Raw genomic sequence first — 14,550 nt, 5'->3', positions numbered from 1 at the left:
ATAAATTGAAAGTTTCAATAATTACCGCAACTCTTAATAGTGAAGTTTTTATTGAAAGTTGTTTAACATCTGTAGAGAAACAAAATTATAGCGATGTTGAACATATTATAATTGATGGCGGTAGTACTGATAAAACAATTGAAATAATTAATTCTAAGAAAAAAAAAAATTTAATACTTTTAAGTGAACAAGATAAAGGAATTTATGACGCTTTGAACAAAGGTATAAGAATTTCCACAGGAAGTGTTATAGGTATTTTACATGCAGATGATATTTTTTCTGACGCTTCAGTTTTAGGTCAAGTTGTAAAAATAATTAAAGAAAGAGAGTTGGATATTTTAACCGGAAATATAGTTTTTTTTGATCCTAAAAGAAAAAATATTCAAAATAGAGAAATAACTTCAAGTTTGTTTAGACCCTGGATGTTTCGTTTTGGTTTTATGCCAGCTCACACTGCTACATTTGTAAAAAAAAATGTTTTTAATCTAATAGGTTTATACGATTCATCATTTAAAAGTGCTGGAGATTTTGATTTTTTGTTAAGACTTTATTTGAAAAAAAAATTTAAAATTTTTAATTTAAACAGAACTCTAGTTCACATGAGAACTGGTGGACTAAGCACATCAGGTATTAAAAGTTATATAAGAACTTCACAAGAAATTTTAAAAGCCTTAAAAAAGAATAATATTTACTCCAATTTTTTATTTGTATCATTGCGTTTACCTTTTAAACAAATTAAAAAATGGATTTTTAAATTAAGGAATTCTAAATAAGTGTTTAATGTTTTAGTTACAGGTTCTTCTGGATTTATTGGAAATGCTCTAGTTTTAGCTCTTAAAAAAAAGGGTTACAATGTAAAAGGAACAGCAAGGCACAATAGTAAAAAATCAAATCTAAAATCTAAAAGTATATTTTATTGTAATATCAACAGTAAAACTGATTGGTCAAAAATTCTTAAAGATATTGATTGTGTAATTCATTGCGCGAGTCAAAACACAAATATTTCTTATAATAAAAAAAAAAATTATGAGAGATATAAAGAGGTCAATATCGATGGTACAAAAAATTTAGCTTACCAATCAGCAAAATTTGGTGTTAAAAGATTTATATTTTTAAGTACAGCTAAAATAATTCTTTTAAATAAAGAAAATAAAGAAATTCACAAAGATCATTTGTACGAACTTTCAAAATTTGAAGGAGAAAATGAATTAAAAAAGATATCTAAAAATACAAATTTAGAAACAACAATAATAAGACCACCAATTGTTTACGGTACAGCTGTCAAAGGTAACTTCAGTAGACTTATAAAGTTAATTGAAATGGGTATTCCATTTCCTCTGGGATTGATTAAAAATAAAAGGTCTTTTATAGGACTGGATAATTTATTGGATATTATTATAAAAAGTATAGATCATCCAAAAGCTGCTGATCAAACTTTTTTTGTTAGTGATGACAATGATTTATCAACTGTGGAACTTATTACCAAAATCTCCTTGGCCATGCATAAACCAGTTAAAATTTTGTCTTTTAATCCATTTTTAATTAAAATTTTTGGAAGTTTAATTGGAAGATCTTCTGACATAGAAAAATTAATAAATTCTTTCCAAGTTGATATAAGTTTAACTAAAAAACTTTTGAATTGGTCACCACCATACACAGTGAACTATGGTATTGAAAAAATGGTTAATAATTTAAAATCAAAGGAACTATATGATTAGATTTTTTGACCTTATTTTAAGTATTTTAGGTATATTTTTTTTTATACCTATTATTCCATTAGTTTACTTTGTGGCTCGTATAGATACAGGATCAGGAATTTTTAATCAGTTAAGAATTGGTAAAAATCAAAAATCTTTCTTAATTTATAAATTTCGCACAATGAAAATTAATACACCGTCAAAAGGAACCCATTTAATTAAAAAAAAAAATATTACAAAATTTGGAAATTTTTTAAGATCAAGTAAATTAGACGAAATATTACAATTATATAATGTGTTAATTGGAGAAATGAGCTTAGTTGGTCCACGCCCCTGTTTACTAAATCAAAAAAAATTAATTGTTGAGAGAAAAAAAAGAGGGGTGTTTAAAGTAAAACCAGGAATTACTGGACTTGCTCAGATAACAGGTATTACTATGAAAACTCCAATTTTACTTGCAAAGACTGATTCATCTATGATTAAACAAATGAATTTATTTAATTATTTTTACTACATTATAATAAGTATATTAATTGTTTTTAGATGCAAAAAATAAAAAATTTATCAGCTTTAAGTATAGCATTGATAATACCTCTGCTTATTTGGGGACCTTTTTTTCCAGATTTAATTGTAAGTTTATCTGTTATATTTTTTTTGTATTATGTTATTAAGAACAAATCATATTTTTATTTAACATCCAAACCTTTAATCATTTTTTTTGCTTTTTGTTTTTATTCGTTAATGTTAAGTATTTTTGTTGCCAAAAATACACTTTTAAGTTTAGAAAGTTCTTTATTTTATTTTAGGATCGGAGTTTTTGCATGTGTAGTCTGGTACTTGATAAATAATAATAATAAAATTTTAAATTATTTTTATTATTTGCTAATTATTAGTTTTATTTCCTTGGTAGCTGATGGGTATTATCAATATTTTTTTGGATATAATATTTTTGGAATGCCAATGTTTGCGACTAGAGTTTCCTCTTTCTTTGGTAATGAATTGATTATGGGATCTTATTTATCTAGATTATTTCCATTACTGTTTGCTCTTTTTATTATTAGAGAAAATACTAAATATGAAAAATATTTTATTAGTATTTTATTCATATTAATTGATTTACTAATTTATATATCAGGAGAAAGGACTGCCTTTTTCTTTCTTAATTTATCTACAATATTTATTATAATACTTATTAAAAAGTTTCAAAAATTGAGACTTTTTACATTCATTATTTCTTTTATATTAATTGCATTCATCACTTTTAATAATGATAATATTAAAGATCGGATGGTAATTAGTACCGCAAAGAGTATTAGTACATCTATATTCACTGAAGGCCACGAAAGTTATTTTCGTACAGCTACAAATATGTTTAAAGATCAACCTATACTTGGACACGGACCCAAGATGTATAGAGAACTATGTAATAATGAAAAATATTCATCAGGTAGTTATCCTTGCAATACTCACCCACATAATTTTTATATACAATTATTAGCCGAAACTGGAATTATAGGTTTTTTTTTCTTATTTAGTGCCTTTATCTATGTAGCTTACTGTTCAATTAAACAATTTATGACTGTAATTTTAAATAAAAAAAGATACTTAACCGATTATCAAGTTTGTTTACTATCAGGTATGCTTATAACTGTTTGGCCTTTTTCACCTAATGGAAATTTTTTTAATAATTGGCTCGCCATATGTTATGTAATGCCTGTTGGTTTTTATCTTCACTCAATATACAGTGAAAAATTATCGAAGAAATAATATTTGTAATGATCAATAGAGAAAATATAACTGAGAGTATTCTAGGCTTACCGCGTTCAGCAAAACAAATATTGGCACTTTCTTGTGATTTGAGCTTATGTTTAATTGCGGTTGTTGGAGCTTTTTATTTAAGACTTGATCAATTCGTTCCCTTAAAAGGGCCTGTTATAGTCGCAGCCTTAGCATCAGTTTTATTAGCCTTACCTGTTTTTTGGTTAATTGGTTTATACCGAACTATTTTTAGATATTCAGGTTTGAGCATAATGTTTTCAGTTTCCATAGCTATTTTGGTATACGGGTTATTATATTTTTGTCTATTCACCTTATATAGAATTGAAGGTGTTCCAAGATCAATTGGAGTTTTGCAACCAATGCTTTTATTTTTTGGAATATTTATTTCCAGGTTAGGTGTTAAATTTATTTTAGGAAATAATATTAATAATTTTAAAAAAAATAATTTATCCATAGAAACTTTAATTTATGGTGCTGGTAACTCAGGTAGACAATTGGCAATATCACTAGAAAATAGTCTAGAATTTAAAGTTTCAGGTTTTTTAGATGATGATAAAACACTCCATAGTCAAGTTTTGAATGGTTACAATATTTATGACCCAAAATCATTAAATGTATTAATAGAGAAGAAAAAAATTAAATTAGTTTTACTAGCCTTACCATCAATTAGTCGATTTAAAAGAAACAAAATTCTTGAAAAGCTCCGTAAATATAAATTAAAAGTTCAAACTTTACCTTCTGTAAGTGACATTATTGACGGCAAAATTACTTTATCAGATATAAAAGAACTTGATGTTAACGATATTTTGAACAGAGAAATTGTTCCACCAAAAAAAGATTTATTATCTAAAAATATAAAAAATCAAGTTGTTTTAGTAACTGGGGCAGGTGGATCTATTGGCTCAGAGATATGTAGACAAATAATTAAAGTTAAACCCAAAAGACTGATTTTATGTGAGTTAAATGAATTTGCACTTTATAACATCTATGAAGAGCTTAAAAATTTTAATAAGAATATCGAGATTATTCCCATTATATCTAATATACAAAATCAGGATAAAATAAGTGAAATCTTAAAAATATATAAAGTAGAAACAATTTATCATGCTGCAGCTTATAAGCATGTTCCTCTTGTAGAGTATAATATTTGTGAAGGAGTGTTGAATAATGTTTTTGGAACTTATTCTCTTATTCAAGCTTCCTTAATGGAACAAGTTTCTAATTTTGTTTTAATATCTAGCGATAAAGCCGTTAGACCTACAAATATAATGGGAGCAACAAAAAGATTGTCTGAACTTTGTTTGCAAGCAATGTACCATCAAAAAAAAAATCAAAAAATTAATATGTCAATAGTTCGTTTTGGAAATGTACTTGAGTCATCTGGATCTGTAATTCCGAAATTTAAAAAACAAATAAAACAAGGAGGTCCAATCACACTAACACATCCAGAAGTAACAAGATACTTTATGACAATAACAGAGGCAGCTGAACTAGTAATACAGGCGGGAGCAATGAGTAAAGAATGTGATGTTTTTGTTCTTGATATGGGTGCTAGTGTAAAAATTAAAGATTTAATTTATCGAATTGTGAGTCTATCGGGACTTAGTATTAAAAATCAGTCAAATCCTGAGGGAGACATAGAGGTTAAAATAATTGGACTTAGAGCAGGGGAAAAGCTGTATGAAGAGCTATTATTAGGAGATGATCCCCAACCAACTGATCATGAAAAAATTAAAAAAGCTCAAGATCCATTTATACATTTTGATAATTTAAAGAAAGATTTAGATAAACTTAAATTATTTTCATTAAATAATAAGGCTGAAGAAGTTAAAGAGCTTTTAGAGAAAATAATAGATTCATACCACTCTGAATATAAAATAGTTGATCTTATTCACACTGAAATAAATAATACAAATCATATAAATATTGAGAAAGCCTCAAAATTGAATTTATCTTCAAATATAATTAAAATAAAAAAATAGTTTAATTAATACTTTGACTATTTGAACTTATATTGTATAAGTCTAACGCCTGGTGATTATTGCGGAAGTGTTATACCCGATCCCATTCCGAACTCGGAAGTCAAGCCTTCCAGCGCCGATGGTACTTTGTCTTAAGATATGGAAGAGTAGGACATTGCCAGGCATTACCTTTTAGTTAAAATTCATAAAGTACGAAAAATCTAAAGGCAAAATGATTTATGAAGCTTTTAATTGTAATTCCAGTTTTTAATGAAGAAAAAGCTATAAAAAAAGTGTTGGATGAATGGAATTTAGAAATTGATAAATATAATATTAATCACAAATTTTTAGTTATTAATGATGGTTCAACTGATAAAACTAGAGATGTTTTAAAAAAATTTAAAAAAAAAAATATATTAGTTATCAATAATAAAAATATAGGTCATGGAAAAAGTTGTATGCTTGGATACTCTTATTCTATTAAAAATAAATTTACTCATGTTTTGCAAATAGATGGAGATGGTCAATGTGATCCTAAATACTTTAAGTTTTTATTTAATAATATAAACAAAAGCTCAGCTATTTATGGTTATCGATATTCAAGAGAGGATGGTGTTTACCGAAAAATTTTTACAAGATTTATGGAGATGTTAATTTTTTTAAAATCTTTAAATTATGTTAAAGATCCAAATTCTCCTTATCGATTGATAAATGTTCAATTATTAAGATCAATTATTAATCTTATACCTGATAAGATACAACTATCGAATGTATGTTTAACTTTACAATTAAGCAAAAAATACAAAATTACTTATGTGCCAATTAATTTTAGAAAAAGATATTTTGGTCAATCGAAATATAACTTTTTTAGTATGTTTAAATCCTTAACAAACTTAATTATATATATTTAAAAAAAGTTAATATTTATTACCCATAAATTACTTAAATGTGTAAATATACTTGAAAAATTGATTTTCATTAAGGTACTAGGTTAAATTTATAATAAAAGGCTATAAATCAATAATATTATTTTAAAAATATAGAAGTTTATAATTGCAAGATTAATTAACTTCCATTAATAACTCTTTCAATTATGAAAATTAAAAGTTCACTAAAATCTATTAAAAAAAGAGACCTCAATTCAAAATTAGTCAAAAGAAGAGGCAGGGTATATATTATTAATAAAACAAATCCAAAATTTAAAGCAAGACAGAAATAATTTCATGGACAATGAAAACCATAAAAATACTTGGAATAATTTTACTAAGTTTGTTTTGTGGGGTACAGTTGCTGTAATTACAGTTTTAGTTTTAATGGCAATATTTCTTTTATAATATATTAAATTTATTTTTTATGAATTTAGCTTCAATTTCAGAAGATCATAATATTGAAAAGCGAATAGCTGTAACTCCTGAAATTGCAAAAAAATATATAAGTTTAGGATTTAATTTAACTTTACCAAATAATTATGGAAAACATTTAGGTTTTGTTGATGAGGGGTATAAAAATTTAGGTGTTAATTTTTTAGATAATGAAAGTGAAATAATAAAAAACTCTGAGATTGTTATTCAATTAGGATTGCCAGATAAAGAAAAGTTGTCATTATTTACAGAAAACCAAACTTTAATTGGTTCATTAAATGCTTTTTTGAATAAAGAAAAATTAGAGAATTTAAAATCTAAAAGAATAAATTGTTTTTCACTAGAGTTATTACCAAGAATAACAAGAGCACAATCAATGGATATTTTATCATCACAAGCTAACCTTGCTGGTTATAAAGCTGTTGTGGAAGCTTTCCAAGTTTATGAAAAAGCAATTCCAATGATGATGACAGCAGCAGGAACCATTCCTGCAGCAAAAGTATTGGTGGTTGGAGCAGGTGTTGCTGGATTGCAAGCAATTGCAACTGCTAAAAGAATGGGGGCTGTTGTATTTGCCACTGATGTAAGAATGGCATCTAAAGAACAAGTTGAAAGTTTGGGAGGCAAATTTTTAACTGTTGAAGAATCTGAGAATTTAGAAACTGAAGGTGGTTATGCAAAAGAAGCTTCAGATGAATTTAAAAAGAAACAAGAAGAATTATTAACAGAGACGTTAAAAAAAATTGATATCATAATTTGTACAGCTTTAATTCCAGGTAGAGAAGCTCCAAAAATTATTAAAGAAGATATGTTTAAAAGTTTACAGCCAGGTTCAGTTATTTATGATTTAGCAGCCGTTCAAGGAGGAAATACGGCTTTTACTGAAGTTGACAAAACTGTAGAAAAAAATGGTGTTAAAATTTTAGGGGAGGCAAATATATTAAATAAATTGCCCGTATCAGCTTCTAATTTGTATGCTAAAAATGTATTTAATTTTATCTCTAATTTATATGATAAAGAAAATAAGAAATTAAATATTAATTTAGAAGATGAAATAATAGAGAAAACACTTATTAAATAGTATTATGGAAATAGATCCCTTTATATTTAGATTAAGCATATTTATTTTATCAATATTTGTCGGTTACTATGTTGTATGGAGTGTAACACCTTCTTTGCATACTCCATTGATGTCAGTTACGAATGCAATTTCCTCAGTAATTATTGTGGGAGCAATAATTGCAGCTTTGTCTGGAAGTGATGGGGTGGTTTTTTCATCATCCAGTATTTATGGTTTTTTTGCAATTATTTTAGCAGCAGTTAATATTTTTGGTGGGTTTTTAGTCACACAAAGAATGTTGGCCATGTATAAAAAAAAGAAAAAGGATAAATAACTAATGTCAGCAAATTTATCTGCAATTTTATATTTAGTATCTGGAGTTTTGTTTATCTTAGCTTTAAGAGGATTATCATCTCCAGAAACCTCAAGACAAGGAAACCTATTTGGAATAATAGGAATGGTTATTGCTGTAACAGTTACATTTCTTTCTGTCGGAAATTTTTCATCAGGATTTATTTATGTTCTAATATTTTTAGCAATTGGTGGAAGTATTGGAGCATTTATAGCATATCGTATACCAATGACAGCAATGCCAGAATTGGTTGCCGGTTTTCATAGTTTGGTTGGACTAGCAGCGGTATTTGTTGCAATCTCAGCATTTTTAAATCCTACGGCCTTTAATCTTGGAACACCAGGAAATATCAAACTTGCAAGCTTAATCGAAATGGCAATAGGAGCAGCTGTTGGTGCGATCACTTTTTCTGGATCTGTTATAGCGTTTTTAAAATTACAAGGAATAATGTCCGGTGCTCCAATAACTTTTAAAGGTCAGCACTTATTAAACGCTTTATTGTTAATATTGATTGTAATCTTGACAATTTATCTTTGTTCGTCACAATCATCTAATCTATTTTGGATATTAATTGCAGTTTCTTTTTTAATAGGATTTTTAATTATAATTCCTATTGGTGGTGCAGATATGCCGGTTGTAATTTCGATGCTGAATTCTTACTCTGGTTGGGCTGCAGCAGGAATTGGATTTACTTTGGAAAATACAGCACTAATTATTACTGGTGCTTTAGTTGGATCATCAGGAGCAATACTTTCTTATATTATGTGTAAAGGAATGAATAGATCGTTCTTTAATGTAATATTGGGTGGTTTCGGTGCTACTGACCAAACAACTGGAGGTCAAAGTAAAGAACAAAGACCAGTAAAAAGTGGTAATGCAGACGACGCAGCTTTTTTAATGAAAAATGCTTCTTCCGTTATAATTGTTCCTGGATATGGAATGGCAGTTGCGCAAGCACAACACGCTTTAAGAGAAATGGTAGATACATTAAAAAAGAACGACATAAAAGTTTCTTATGCAATTCATCCTGTTGCAGGAAGAATGCCCGGTCACATGAATGTTTTATTGGCTGAAGCAAACGTTCCGTATGATGAGGTGTTTGAATTAGAAGAAATAAATAATGACTTTGCAAATGCAGATGTAGCATTTGTAATTGGTGCAAATGATGTAACTAATCCAGTAGCAAAAACAGATCCACAAAGTCCAATTTACGGAATGCCTGTTTTAGATGTAGAAAAATGCAAATCAGTATTGTTTGTTAAAAGAAGCTTATCCCCAGGATATGCAGGAATAGATAATGATTTATTTTACAAAGAAAACACTTTAATGTTATTTGCAGATGCAAAAAAAATGACAGAGGATATTACAAAGAATTTATAGTTGATCTAATGAGTACAAAAATTTTTTGTGATATTGCAGACATATCATTAATAAAAAAATTTAACAAGAAACAGATTGTAAAAGGATTTACAACTAATCCAAGCTTGATGAGAAAAGCAGGCGCCAAAGATTATAAATTATATTCAAAAAAAATATTAAAATTTAGTAACAATAAACCTGTTTCTTTGGAAGTGTTTGCTGATGATCAAAAATCTATGATTGAGCAAGGAGAGGAAATAAATACTTGGGGAAAAAATGTATACGTCAAAGTTCCAGTGGTTAATTCTAAAAATATATTTACCGGTCAAGTTATAAAAAAACTAAATAATAATAACATTAAGTTGAATATTACTGCAGTATATTCTGCTAAACAGACCAAAAACATTTTAAAAGTAATAAATAAAAAGACAAAAGTAATTATATCTATATTTGTTGGAAGAGCAGCGGATGCAGGAAATGATCCAGTTCCAGAGGTTGCTAAAAGTATTATGTTAGCAAAAAAATTTAAAAATGTTGAGATATTGTGGGCCAGTGTTAGAGAACCTTATAATTATATACAAGCAAAGCAATTAAAGTGTCATATTATAACCATACCACCAGCGATTATTGAAAAGATTGTTAATTTTGGAAAAAGCTTTGATCAATTGACCACCGAAACTGTTAAAGCTTTTCTTACGGATAGTAAAAAATCTAAATTTAAAATTTAAATGAGCTATGAAAATAGATATAATTGGTTATGGTGTTTCAGCTTTGATTATACCTAAGCCATTTTAAGAATTTAATTATAGTATATTTTTAATTTACTTAGTAAATGTTTCAGAGAAAGAGAAAAATTGAAAATATAAAGCAAAATTTTGATTTTTTTAATAACGTTTACAAGTTATCTAAAGTTAAAAATTTTTTAAAAAAAGAAAAAATAATTTAATTCAAAGCTTTTAATAAAAGTAAAAAAGCATGATAAAGAAAACGAGAATAAATATTAATACTTCATTAAAAATTTATATTAAGTTTTTCTCAAACTTATTTTTAAAAAAAGGTGAAATAAATAAAAAAAAATTTGAAAAAAAATTAAAAAATTTTCTTTTAACAGATAATTTGTTGCTTACATCCCAAGGCAGAGTAGCAGCTTATAATATTTTTAAAGTTATTTTATCAAAAAAAAAAAGAGAAATACTAATTTGCCCCTATACACTAACTGAGATAATTAATGCCATTATATATGCGGGTGGAAAACCAGTTTATGTAGAAATAGACTTAAATACTGGATTACCATTAGAAAGAGATCTAGATAAAAAAATAAATAATAATACAGCAGGGTTAGTTTTGACTCATTTGTATTCCAATGAAAGTAATATTTTTAAATTCCATGAAAAATATAATGGCAAATTAAAAATAATTGAAGATGTAGCAATCAATATTGGTGCAAAAATTAAAAAAGAAAAGTTTCTTGGTACAATTTTTGATTATGGTTTTTATAGTTTTGGTATTATGAAGCATCTTTTCACTTTTCATGGGGGCGCTATATACTCAAAAGATAAATCTAAGCTAAATGAAATAGAACAAAATTTAAAAGAAAATAATAATTTTCCTTTACTTTCATCTTTTAGATTAGTTTTTTTCTGCATGCTAATTGATATTTTTTACAGTAAGTACATATACAATTTTTTTACACACCATATACTTAAACTATCTCTAAAAAAATTAGACAATCTAGTTAATCCAAATCTTTACCCCAAGTTATTTAAATCAACTCCAAAGCATTATGAATATAATTTTCAAAATAATTTTGCTTTTGCAGGAATAGAAAGTTTAAAAACATTGAAATATCAAATCATAAAAAGAATTGAAAAAGTAAAGCTATATGAAAAATATATAGACGATAGTTTGAAAATTAATAATTATAAATTTTATGAAATTAATTCTTTTTTGGAATATCCTTTGTTATTAAAAAAAAATAATAATAAATTTATGAGTAAAAAATTGCTTAAAATTGGTTATGATATAAGACGTACTTGGTATGTTAATGCCCTTAGATATTTAAAATTAAACTTTAAGCCAAAAGAATATTTAAATTGTGATTATTTACATGAAAAAATTTTAAGTTTACCAACTCATAACAATATATCGGAAAAAGATATAATAATTATTTGTAAATTAATTAATTTCTATGAAAGAGGTAATGGTTAAAAAAATCTGTATAGTAACAACTTCAGAGGAAAAATTTTTTACACCATCATTTTTAAAATATTGTGTTTTACAAGGAAAACTTGATGTTGAAATAGTTTTTGTTCCTGGTTTTTTGAATTTTAAAAAAATTATTTACATGATGTTAATGTTAAGTTTTAGAGAGATGTTAAAAGTTTTTGTTTTTATTTTTTTTAAAAATAAAGTTAACTATAATTTTAAAAATCATAAGTTTAAAAGTATTAATAAACAGGAATTTTACAAATTTGTTAATAAGAGAGATTTTGATTTATTAGTTTCGTATAATTGTAATCAAATATTTAAGAAAAATGCGTTAAAAAAAATTAATTGCGATATTGTAAATTTTCACCCAGGTTTATTGCCAAAATATAAAGGCCTTTTTCCAAATTATTATTCACTAAGGAATAAAGAGAAATTTATAGGTATAACTTTTCATGTAATAGAAAAAAAAATTGACAGTGGAAATATTATTAAAAAACTTAAAATTAAAATTAATAAAGATGACACAATTTTTAATTTATATAAAAAAATTTTTTTAAATGAACACTCGCATAAGTTCATGTTTAATTGTATTTATAATTACAAGAAACTAATTAAACATAATTTTAAAAGTAGTAACTTTTATAAATATAATGGATATCCAAAGTTAATTGATATTATTAAATTTAAGTTTAATCTATAATACTTTATAATTAATTAGTTGTAATTCTATATTTGTTTTTTAAATTTTAAACAATTAAATACATAAATAAAATTTTAAATGTCTTTTTTTTATATTTGTGAATCCTCCATAGTAAAACGTTTTAAAATCTTTTAAATTAAATTGGTTGCGGGGGACGGATTTGAACCGCCGACCTTCAGGTTATGAGCCTGACGAGCTACCAGACTGCTCCACCCCGCGATGTTTTTAAATTCTATTCTTAAGTTTATTTAATTTTTTAACTCTTTTGATATTTTCTTGAAGAATTCTTTTTTTCTTTTCAGAAGGCTTTTCATAAGTATTTTTTAATTTAATAACTTTAAAGAAACCGTCTCTTTGCAGTTTTCTTTTTAATACTCTTAATGCTTGTTCAACATTATTATCTTTTACTTCTATTTTAATAACTACCTCCAAAAAAGTGGTTTGTTATCACTTTTATTAATTTATGTCTATTAATTTTGTTCATTAAATGCTTGTTTGATTAACTTTATTTTGTTTTTCTTTTTCTTTTTTCTCTCTCTTAATTCTTCTTTCAGCTTTTTCTATAGCGTCTATCAAATCTTTTTGTGAAAATAAATTTAATGCTACAGGATCTTTAGGGTTAAGATTATTGTAATTCCAATAACTTTTATTTCTAATGGAAGTTACAGAATTTTTTGTAATTCCAACCAATTTAGCTATTTGTGAGTCTTTCAAAATATTGTGTTGTCTGATAAGCCATAAAGCAGAATCTGGCTTGTCTTGTCTTTTTGAAAGAGGGATATATTTTTTAATTTTCTTTTCATCATTAGAAATTTCAATATCACTACTTTTGATTTGTAATGGTCTATTCTCATCTTTAGATGATAATTCTATTTCCTCTCTTGAAAGTTGTCCTGAAATAATTGGATTATAAGCTTTAATTCCTTTCGCAACCTCTCCATCTGCTATACCTTGTATTTCTACCTCATGTAGTTTGCAAAAATCTGCAATTTGTTTAAATGTTAGAGTTGTATTCTCTACTAACCAAACGGCAGTAGCCATTGGCATTAAAGGTGCATTTGACATTTAATTTTTCTTTTCTGATTTAAAATTTTGAAATTTTTTATTAAATTTGCTTATTCTACCTTTATCCATTAATTTCTGTTTTCCACCTGTCCAAGCAGCGTGTGATTTTGGATCAATTTCAAGTTTAAGCAAATCACCTTCAGCACCCCAAGTTGATTTTGTTTCAAATTGTGTACCATCAGTCATTTCTACTTTAATAGTATGATAGTTTGGATGAATATTTTTTTTCATGCGGAGACTTATAGCAAAAGAATTTTTTAAAACAATTAAAAGTTAACTAATTTTTCAAGCATTTTATCGTTAATTGCACTACTTGAAGCTCGGATATCAATATTTTTTATATCAAACTTGTTGATTTTGTTAACTATTCCACCAGCCTCTTCAACCATTAAAGCACCAGCAGCAACATCCCAAATATTAATTTTATTGTGAAAAAAACCATCAAGTCTTCCAGAAGCTACATATGCTAAATCAAGTGCTGCACATCCACTACATCTCATATTTAGGTCACTAAATTTTGCACCTTCATGATTACTTGAAAATAAGCAATCTTCAGTAGAATTTTTTTTTGACACTCTTAGTCTTTGATTATTTAGATATGCTCCTTTGTTTTTTTCAGAAAAAAACATTTCATCTTTTATGGGATCGAAAATTAATCCACTTATAATTTCGTTTTTAGACATATGAGCAATACAAATAGCAAAGTGCGGAATACCATGAAGAAAATTAGTTGTACCATCTATTGGATCTATAATCCAAAAATTTTCTTTGTCCTTGTTGTTTATCTTACCAGTTTCTTCAGTTATAAATGAGTAATTTTTTTTTGATTTGGACAATTCATCTATTAAAATTTTTTCTACATTTTTATCTGTTTTTGTAACAAAATCGTAAGGGCCTTTTTTAGAAACTTGTAATTTTTCAACTTCGCCAAAATCTCTGATCACAGATTTAGATGCTTTTTCAGCAGCCTTTATCATTAAATTAAGATTTGATGATATTGATATCATT

Annotated in this window: 18 protein-coding genes, 1 tRNA gene and 1 rRNA gene; 15 read left to right on the top strand and 5 right to left on the bottom strand. The window is 26.4% G+C overall.

Translation table 11 applies throughout. The features are described from left to right. Positions 1-5 precede the first annotated feature (5 nt). The 15 genes from ACTTA0_RS07490 to ACTTA0_RS07420 all read left to right on the top strand — a co-directional run bounded on the left by ACTTA0_RS07490 (position 6) and on the right by ACTTA0_RS07420 (position 12,477). Positions 6-773, top strand: coding sequence for a glycosyltransferase family 2 protein (locus tag ACTTA0_RS07490; RefSeq protein ID WP_440676606.1), 768 nt, complete (start codon positions 6-8; stop codon positions 771-773). Continuing rightward, complete coding sequence (locus tag ACTTA0_RS07485; RefSeq protein WP_440676605.1) at positions 774-1,718, top strand: NAD-dependent epimerase/dehydratase family protein; 945 nt, start codon at positions 774-776, stop codon at positions 1,716-1,718. Beyond that, positions 1,711-2,253, top strand: coding sequence for a sugar transferase (locus ACTTA0_RS07480; protein ID WP_440676604.1), 543 nt, complete (start codon positions 1,711-1,713; stop codon positions 2,251-2,253). The genes ACTTA0_RS07485 and ACTTA0_RS07480 overlap by 8 nt, the downstream gene beginning before the upstream one ends. Beyond that, positions 2,241-3,464 (top strand): O-antigen ligase family protein, encoded by a 1,224-nt coding sequence (locus ACTTA0_RS07475; RefSeq protein ID WP_440676603.1) that lies wholly within the window; start codon positions 2,241-2,243, stop codon positions 3,462-3,464. Before ACTTA0_RS07480 ends, ACTTA0_RS07475 begins: the two co-directional genes overlap by 13 nt. A gap of 8 nt (positions 3,465-3,472) precedes the next feature. Further along, on the top strand, positions 3,473-5,458 hold the full coding sequence (locus ACTTA0_RS07470) for a polysaccharide biosynthesis protein (RefSeq protein ID WP_440676602.1): 1,986 nt from the start codon (positions 3,473-3,475) through the stop codon (positions 5,456-5,458). A gap of 48 nt (positions 5,459-5,506) precedes the next feature. Then, positions 5,507-5,621: ribosomal RNA gene (rrf, locus tag ACTTA0_RS07465) — 5S ribosomal RNA — on the top strand. 55 nt (positions 5,622-5,676) lie between these two features. After that, a complete protein-coding gene (locus ACTTA0_RS07460) occupies positions 5,677-6,348 on the top strand; it encodes a glycosyltransferase family 2 protein (protein WP_440676601.1) in 672 nt (223 codons plus the stop codon). A 182-nt stretch (positions 6,349-6,530) separates the two neighbouring features. Then, the gene (gene ykgO, locus ACTTA0_RS07455; RefSeq protein WP_440676600.1) at positions 6,531-6,656 is read left to right on the top strand and encodes a type B 50S ribosomal protein L36; all 126 of its coding nucleotides are present in this window, start codon (positions 6,531-6,533) and stop codon (positions 6,654-6,656) included. A gap of 4 nt (positions 6,657-6,660) precedes the next feature. After that, positions 6,661-6,771 carry an aa3-type cytochrome c oxidase subunit IV gene (locus ACTTA0_RS07450; protein ID WP_075506037.1) on the top strand — a complete coding sequence of 37 codons (111 nt, stop codon included), beginning with the start codon at positions 6,661-6,663 and terminating at the stop codon, positions 6,769-6,771. A 19-nt stretch (positions 6,772-6,790) separates the two neighbouring features. Further along, positions 6,791-7,879 (top strand): NAD(P) transhydrogenase subunit alpha, encoded by a 1,089-nt coding sequence (locus tag ACTTA0_RS07445; RefSeq protein WP_440676599.1) that lies wholly within the window; start codon positions 6,791-6,793, stop codon positions 7,877-7,879. Positions 7,880-7,883: 4 nt separating this feature from the next. Further along, complete coding sequence (locus tag ACTTA0_RS07440) at positions 7,884-8,192, top strand: proton-translocating transhydrogenase family protein (RefSeq protein WP_440676598.1); 309 nt, start codon at positions 7,884-7,886, stop codon at positions 8,190-8,192. Between the two features lie 3 nt (positions 8,193-8,195). Further along, a complete protein-coding gene (locus ACTTA0_RS07435) occupies positions 8,196-9,590 on the top strand; it encodes an NAD(P)(+) transhydrogenase (Re/Si-specific) subunit beta (RefSeq protein ID WP_440676597.1) in 1,395 nt (464 codons plus the stop codon). A gap of 8 nt (positions 9,591-9,598) precedes the next feature. Next, positions 9,599-10,297, top strand: coding sequence for a transaldolase family protein (locus ACTTA0_RS07430; protein ID WP_440676596.1), 699 nt, complete (start codon positions 9,599-9,601; stop codon positions 10,295-10,297). A gap of 247 nt (positions 10,298-10,544) precedes the next feature. Beyond that, positions 10,545-11,777 (top strand): DegT/DnrJ/EryC1/StrS family aminotransferase, encoded by a 1,233-nt coding sequence (locus ACTTA0_RS07425; RefSeq protein ID WP_440676595.1) that lies wholly within the window; start codon positions 10,545-10,547, stop codon positions 11,775-11,777. Then, on the top strand, positions 11,770-12,477 hold the full coding sequence (locus ACTTA0_RS07420) for a formyltransferase family protein (RefSeq protein ID WP_440676594.1): 708 nt from the start codon (positions 11,770-11,772) through the stop codon (positions 12,475-12,477). The genes ACTTA0_RS07425 and ACTTA0_RS07420 overlap by 8 nt, the downstream gene beginning before the upstream one ends. A 142-nt stretch (positions 12,478-12,619) precedes the next feature. On the opposite strand, the gene ACTTA0_RS07415 is transcribed toward ACTTA0_RS07420, so the two are convergent. The 5 genes from ACTTA0_RS07415 to ACTTA0_RS07395 form a co-directional block, all read right to left on the bottom strand. Further along, positions 12,620-12,696 (bottom strand) — tRNA-Met (locus ACTTA0_RS07415). A gap of 6 nt (positions 12,697-12,702) precedes the next feature. Further along, positions 12,703-12,897, bottom strand: a complete 195-nt coding sequence (rpsU, locus tag ACTTA0_RS07410; RefSeq protein WP_075484443.1) for a 30S ribosomal protein S21 — start codon at positions 12,895-12,897, stop codon at positions 12,703-12,705. A gap of 63 nt (positions 12,898-12,960) precedes the next feature. After that, the gene (locus ACTTA0_RS07405; protein WP_440676593.1) at positions 12,961-13,542 is read right to left on the bottom strand and encodes a cell cycle transcriptional regulator TrcR; all 582 of its coding nucleotides are present in this window, start codon (positions 13,540-13,542) and stop codon (positions 12,961-12,963) included. Then, a complete protein-coding gene (gene rpmE, locus ACTTA0_RS07400; RefSeq protein WP_075506043.1) occupies positions 13,543-13,773 on the bottom strand; it encodes a 50S ribosomal protein L31 in 231 nt (76 codons plus the stop codon). Positions 13,774-13,808: 35 nt separating this feature from the next. Then, a complete protein-coding gene (locus tag ACTTA0_RS07395) occupies positions 13,809-14,549 on the bottom strand; it encodes an inositol monophosphatase family protein (protein ID WP_440676592.1) in 741 nt (246 codons plus the stop codon). Between the last annotated feature and the right edge of the window lies 1 nt (position 14,550).

This window comes from Candidatus Pelagibacter sp. HIMB1593 (genome assembly GCF_052047755.1).
In the GTDB taxonomy this organism is placed as follows: domain Bacteria; phylum Pseudomonadota; class Alphaproteobacteria; order Pelagibacterales; family Pelagibacteraceae; genus Pelagibacter.
The sequence above is the reverse complement of the archived record's forward strand: the minus strand, read 5'-3'. Positions and strand labels throughout refer to the sequence as shown.

Excerpts from the sequence above, each read along its gene's own strand:
- ACTTA0_RS07460 (WP_440676601.1), top strand. The coding sequence starts at position 5,677 with ATGAAGCTTTTAATTGTAATTCCAGTTTTTAATGAAGAAAAAGCTATA.
- ACTTA0_RS07425 (WP_440676595.1), top strand. The coding sequence starts at position 10,545 with ATGATAAAGAAAACGAGAATAAATATTAATACTTCATTAAAAATTTAT.
- ACTTA0_RS07420 (WP_440676594.1), top strand. The coding sequence starts at position 11,770 with ATGGTTAAAAAAATCTGTATAGTAACAACTTCAGAGGAAAAATTTTTT.
- ACTTA0_RS07470 (WP_440676602.1), top strand. The coding sequence starts at position 3,473 with ATGATCAATAGAGAAAATATAACTGAGAGTATTCTAGGCTTACCGCGT.
- ACTTA0_RS07475 (WP_440676603.1), top strand. The coding sequence starts at position 2,241 with ATGCAAAAAATAAAAAATTTATCAGCTTTAAGTATAGCATTGATAATA.
- ACTTA0_RS07435 (WP_440676597.1), top strand. The coding sequence starts at position 8,196 with ATGTCAGCAAATTTATCTGCAATTTTATATTTAGTATCTGGAGTTTTG.
- ACTTA0_RS07480 (WP_440676604.1), top strand. The coding sequence starts at position 1,711 with ATGATTAGATTTTTTGACCTTATTTTAAGTATTTTAGGTATATTTTTT.
- ACTTA0_RS07440 (WP_440676598.1), top strand. The coding sequence starts at position 7,884 with ATGGAAATAGATCCCTTTATATTTAGATTAAGCATATTTATTTTATCA.
- ACTTA0_RS07405 (WP_440676593.1), bottom strand. The coding sequence starts at position 13,542 with ATGTCAAATGCACCTTTAATGCCAATGGCTACTGCCGTTTGGTTAGTA.
- ACTTA0_RS07445 (WP_440676599.1), top strand. The coding sequence starts at position 6,791 with ATGAATTTAGCTTCAATTTCAGAAGATCATAATATTGAAAAGCGAATA.
- ykgO (WP_440676600.1), top strand. The coding sequence starts at position 6,531 with ATGAAAATTAAAAGTTCACTAAAATCTATTAAAAAAAGAGACCTCAAT.
- ACTTA0_RS07430 (WP_440676596.1), top strand. The coding sequence starts at position 9,599 with ATGAGTACAAAAATTTTTTGTGATATTGCAGACATATCATTAATAAAA.
- ACTTA0_RS07395 (WP_440676592.1), bottom strand. The coding sequence starts at position 14,549 with ATGATATCAATATCATCAAATCTTAATTTAATGATAAAGGCTGCTGAA.
- ACTTA0_RS07450 (WP_075506037.1), top strand. The coding sequence starts at position 6,661 with ATGGACAATGAAAACCATAAAAATACTTGGAATAATTTTACTAAGTTT.
- rpmE (WP_075506043.1), bottom strand. The coding sequence starts at position 13,773 with ATGAAAAAAAATATTCATCCAAACTATCATACTATTAAAGTAGAAATG.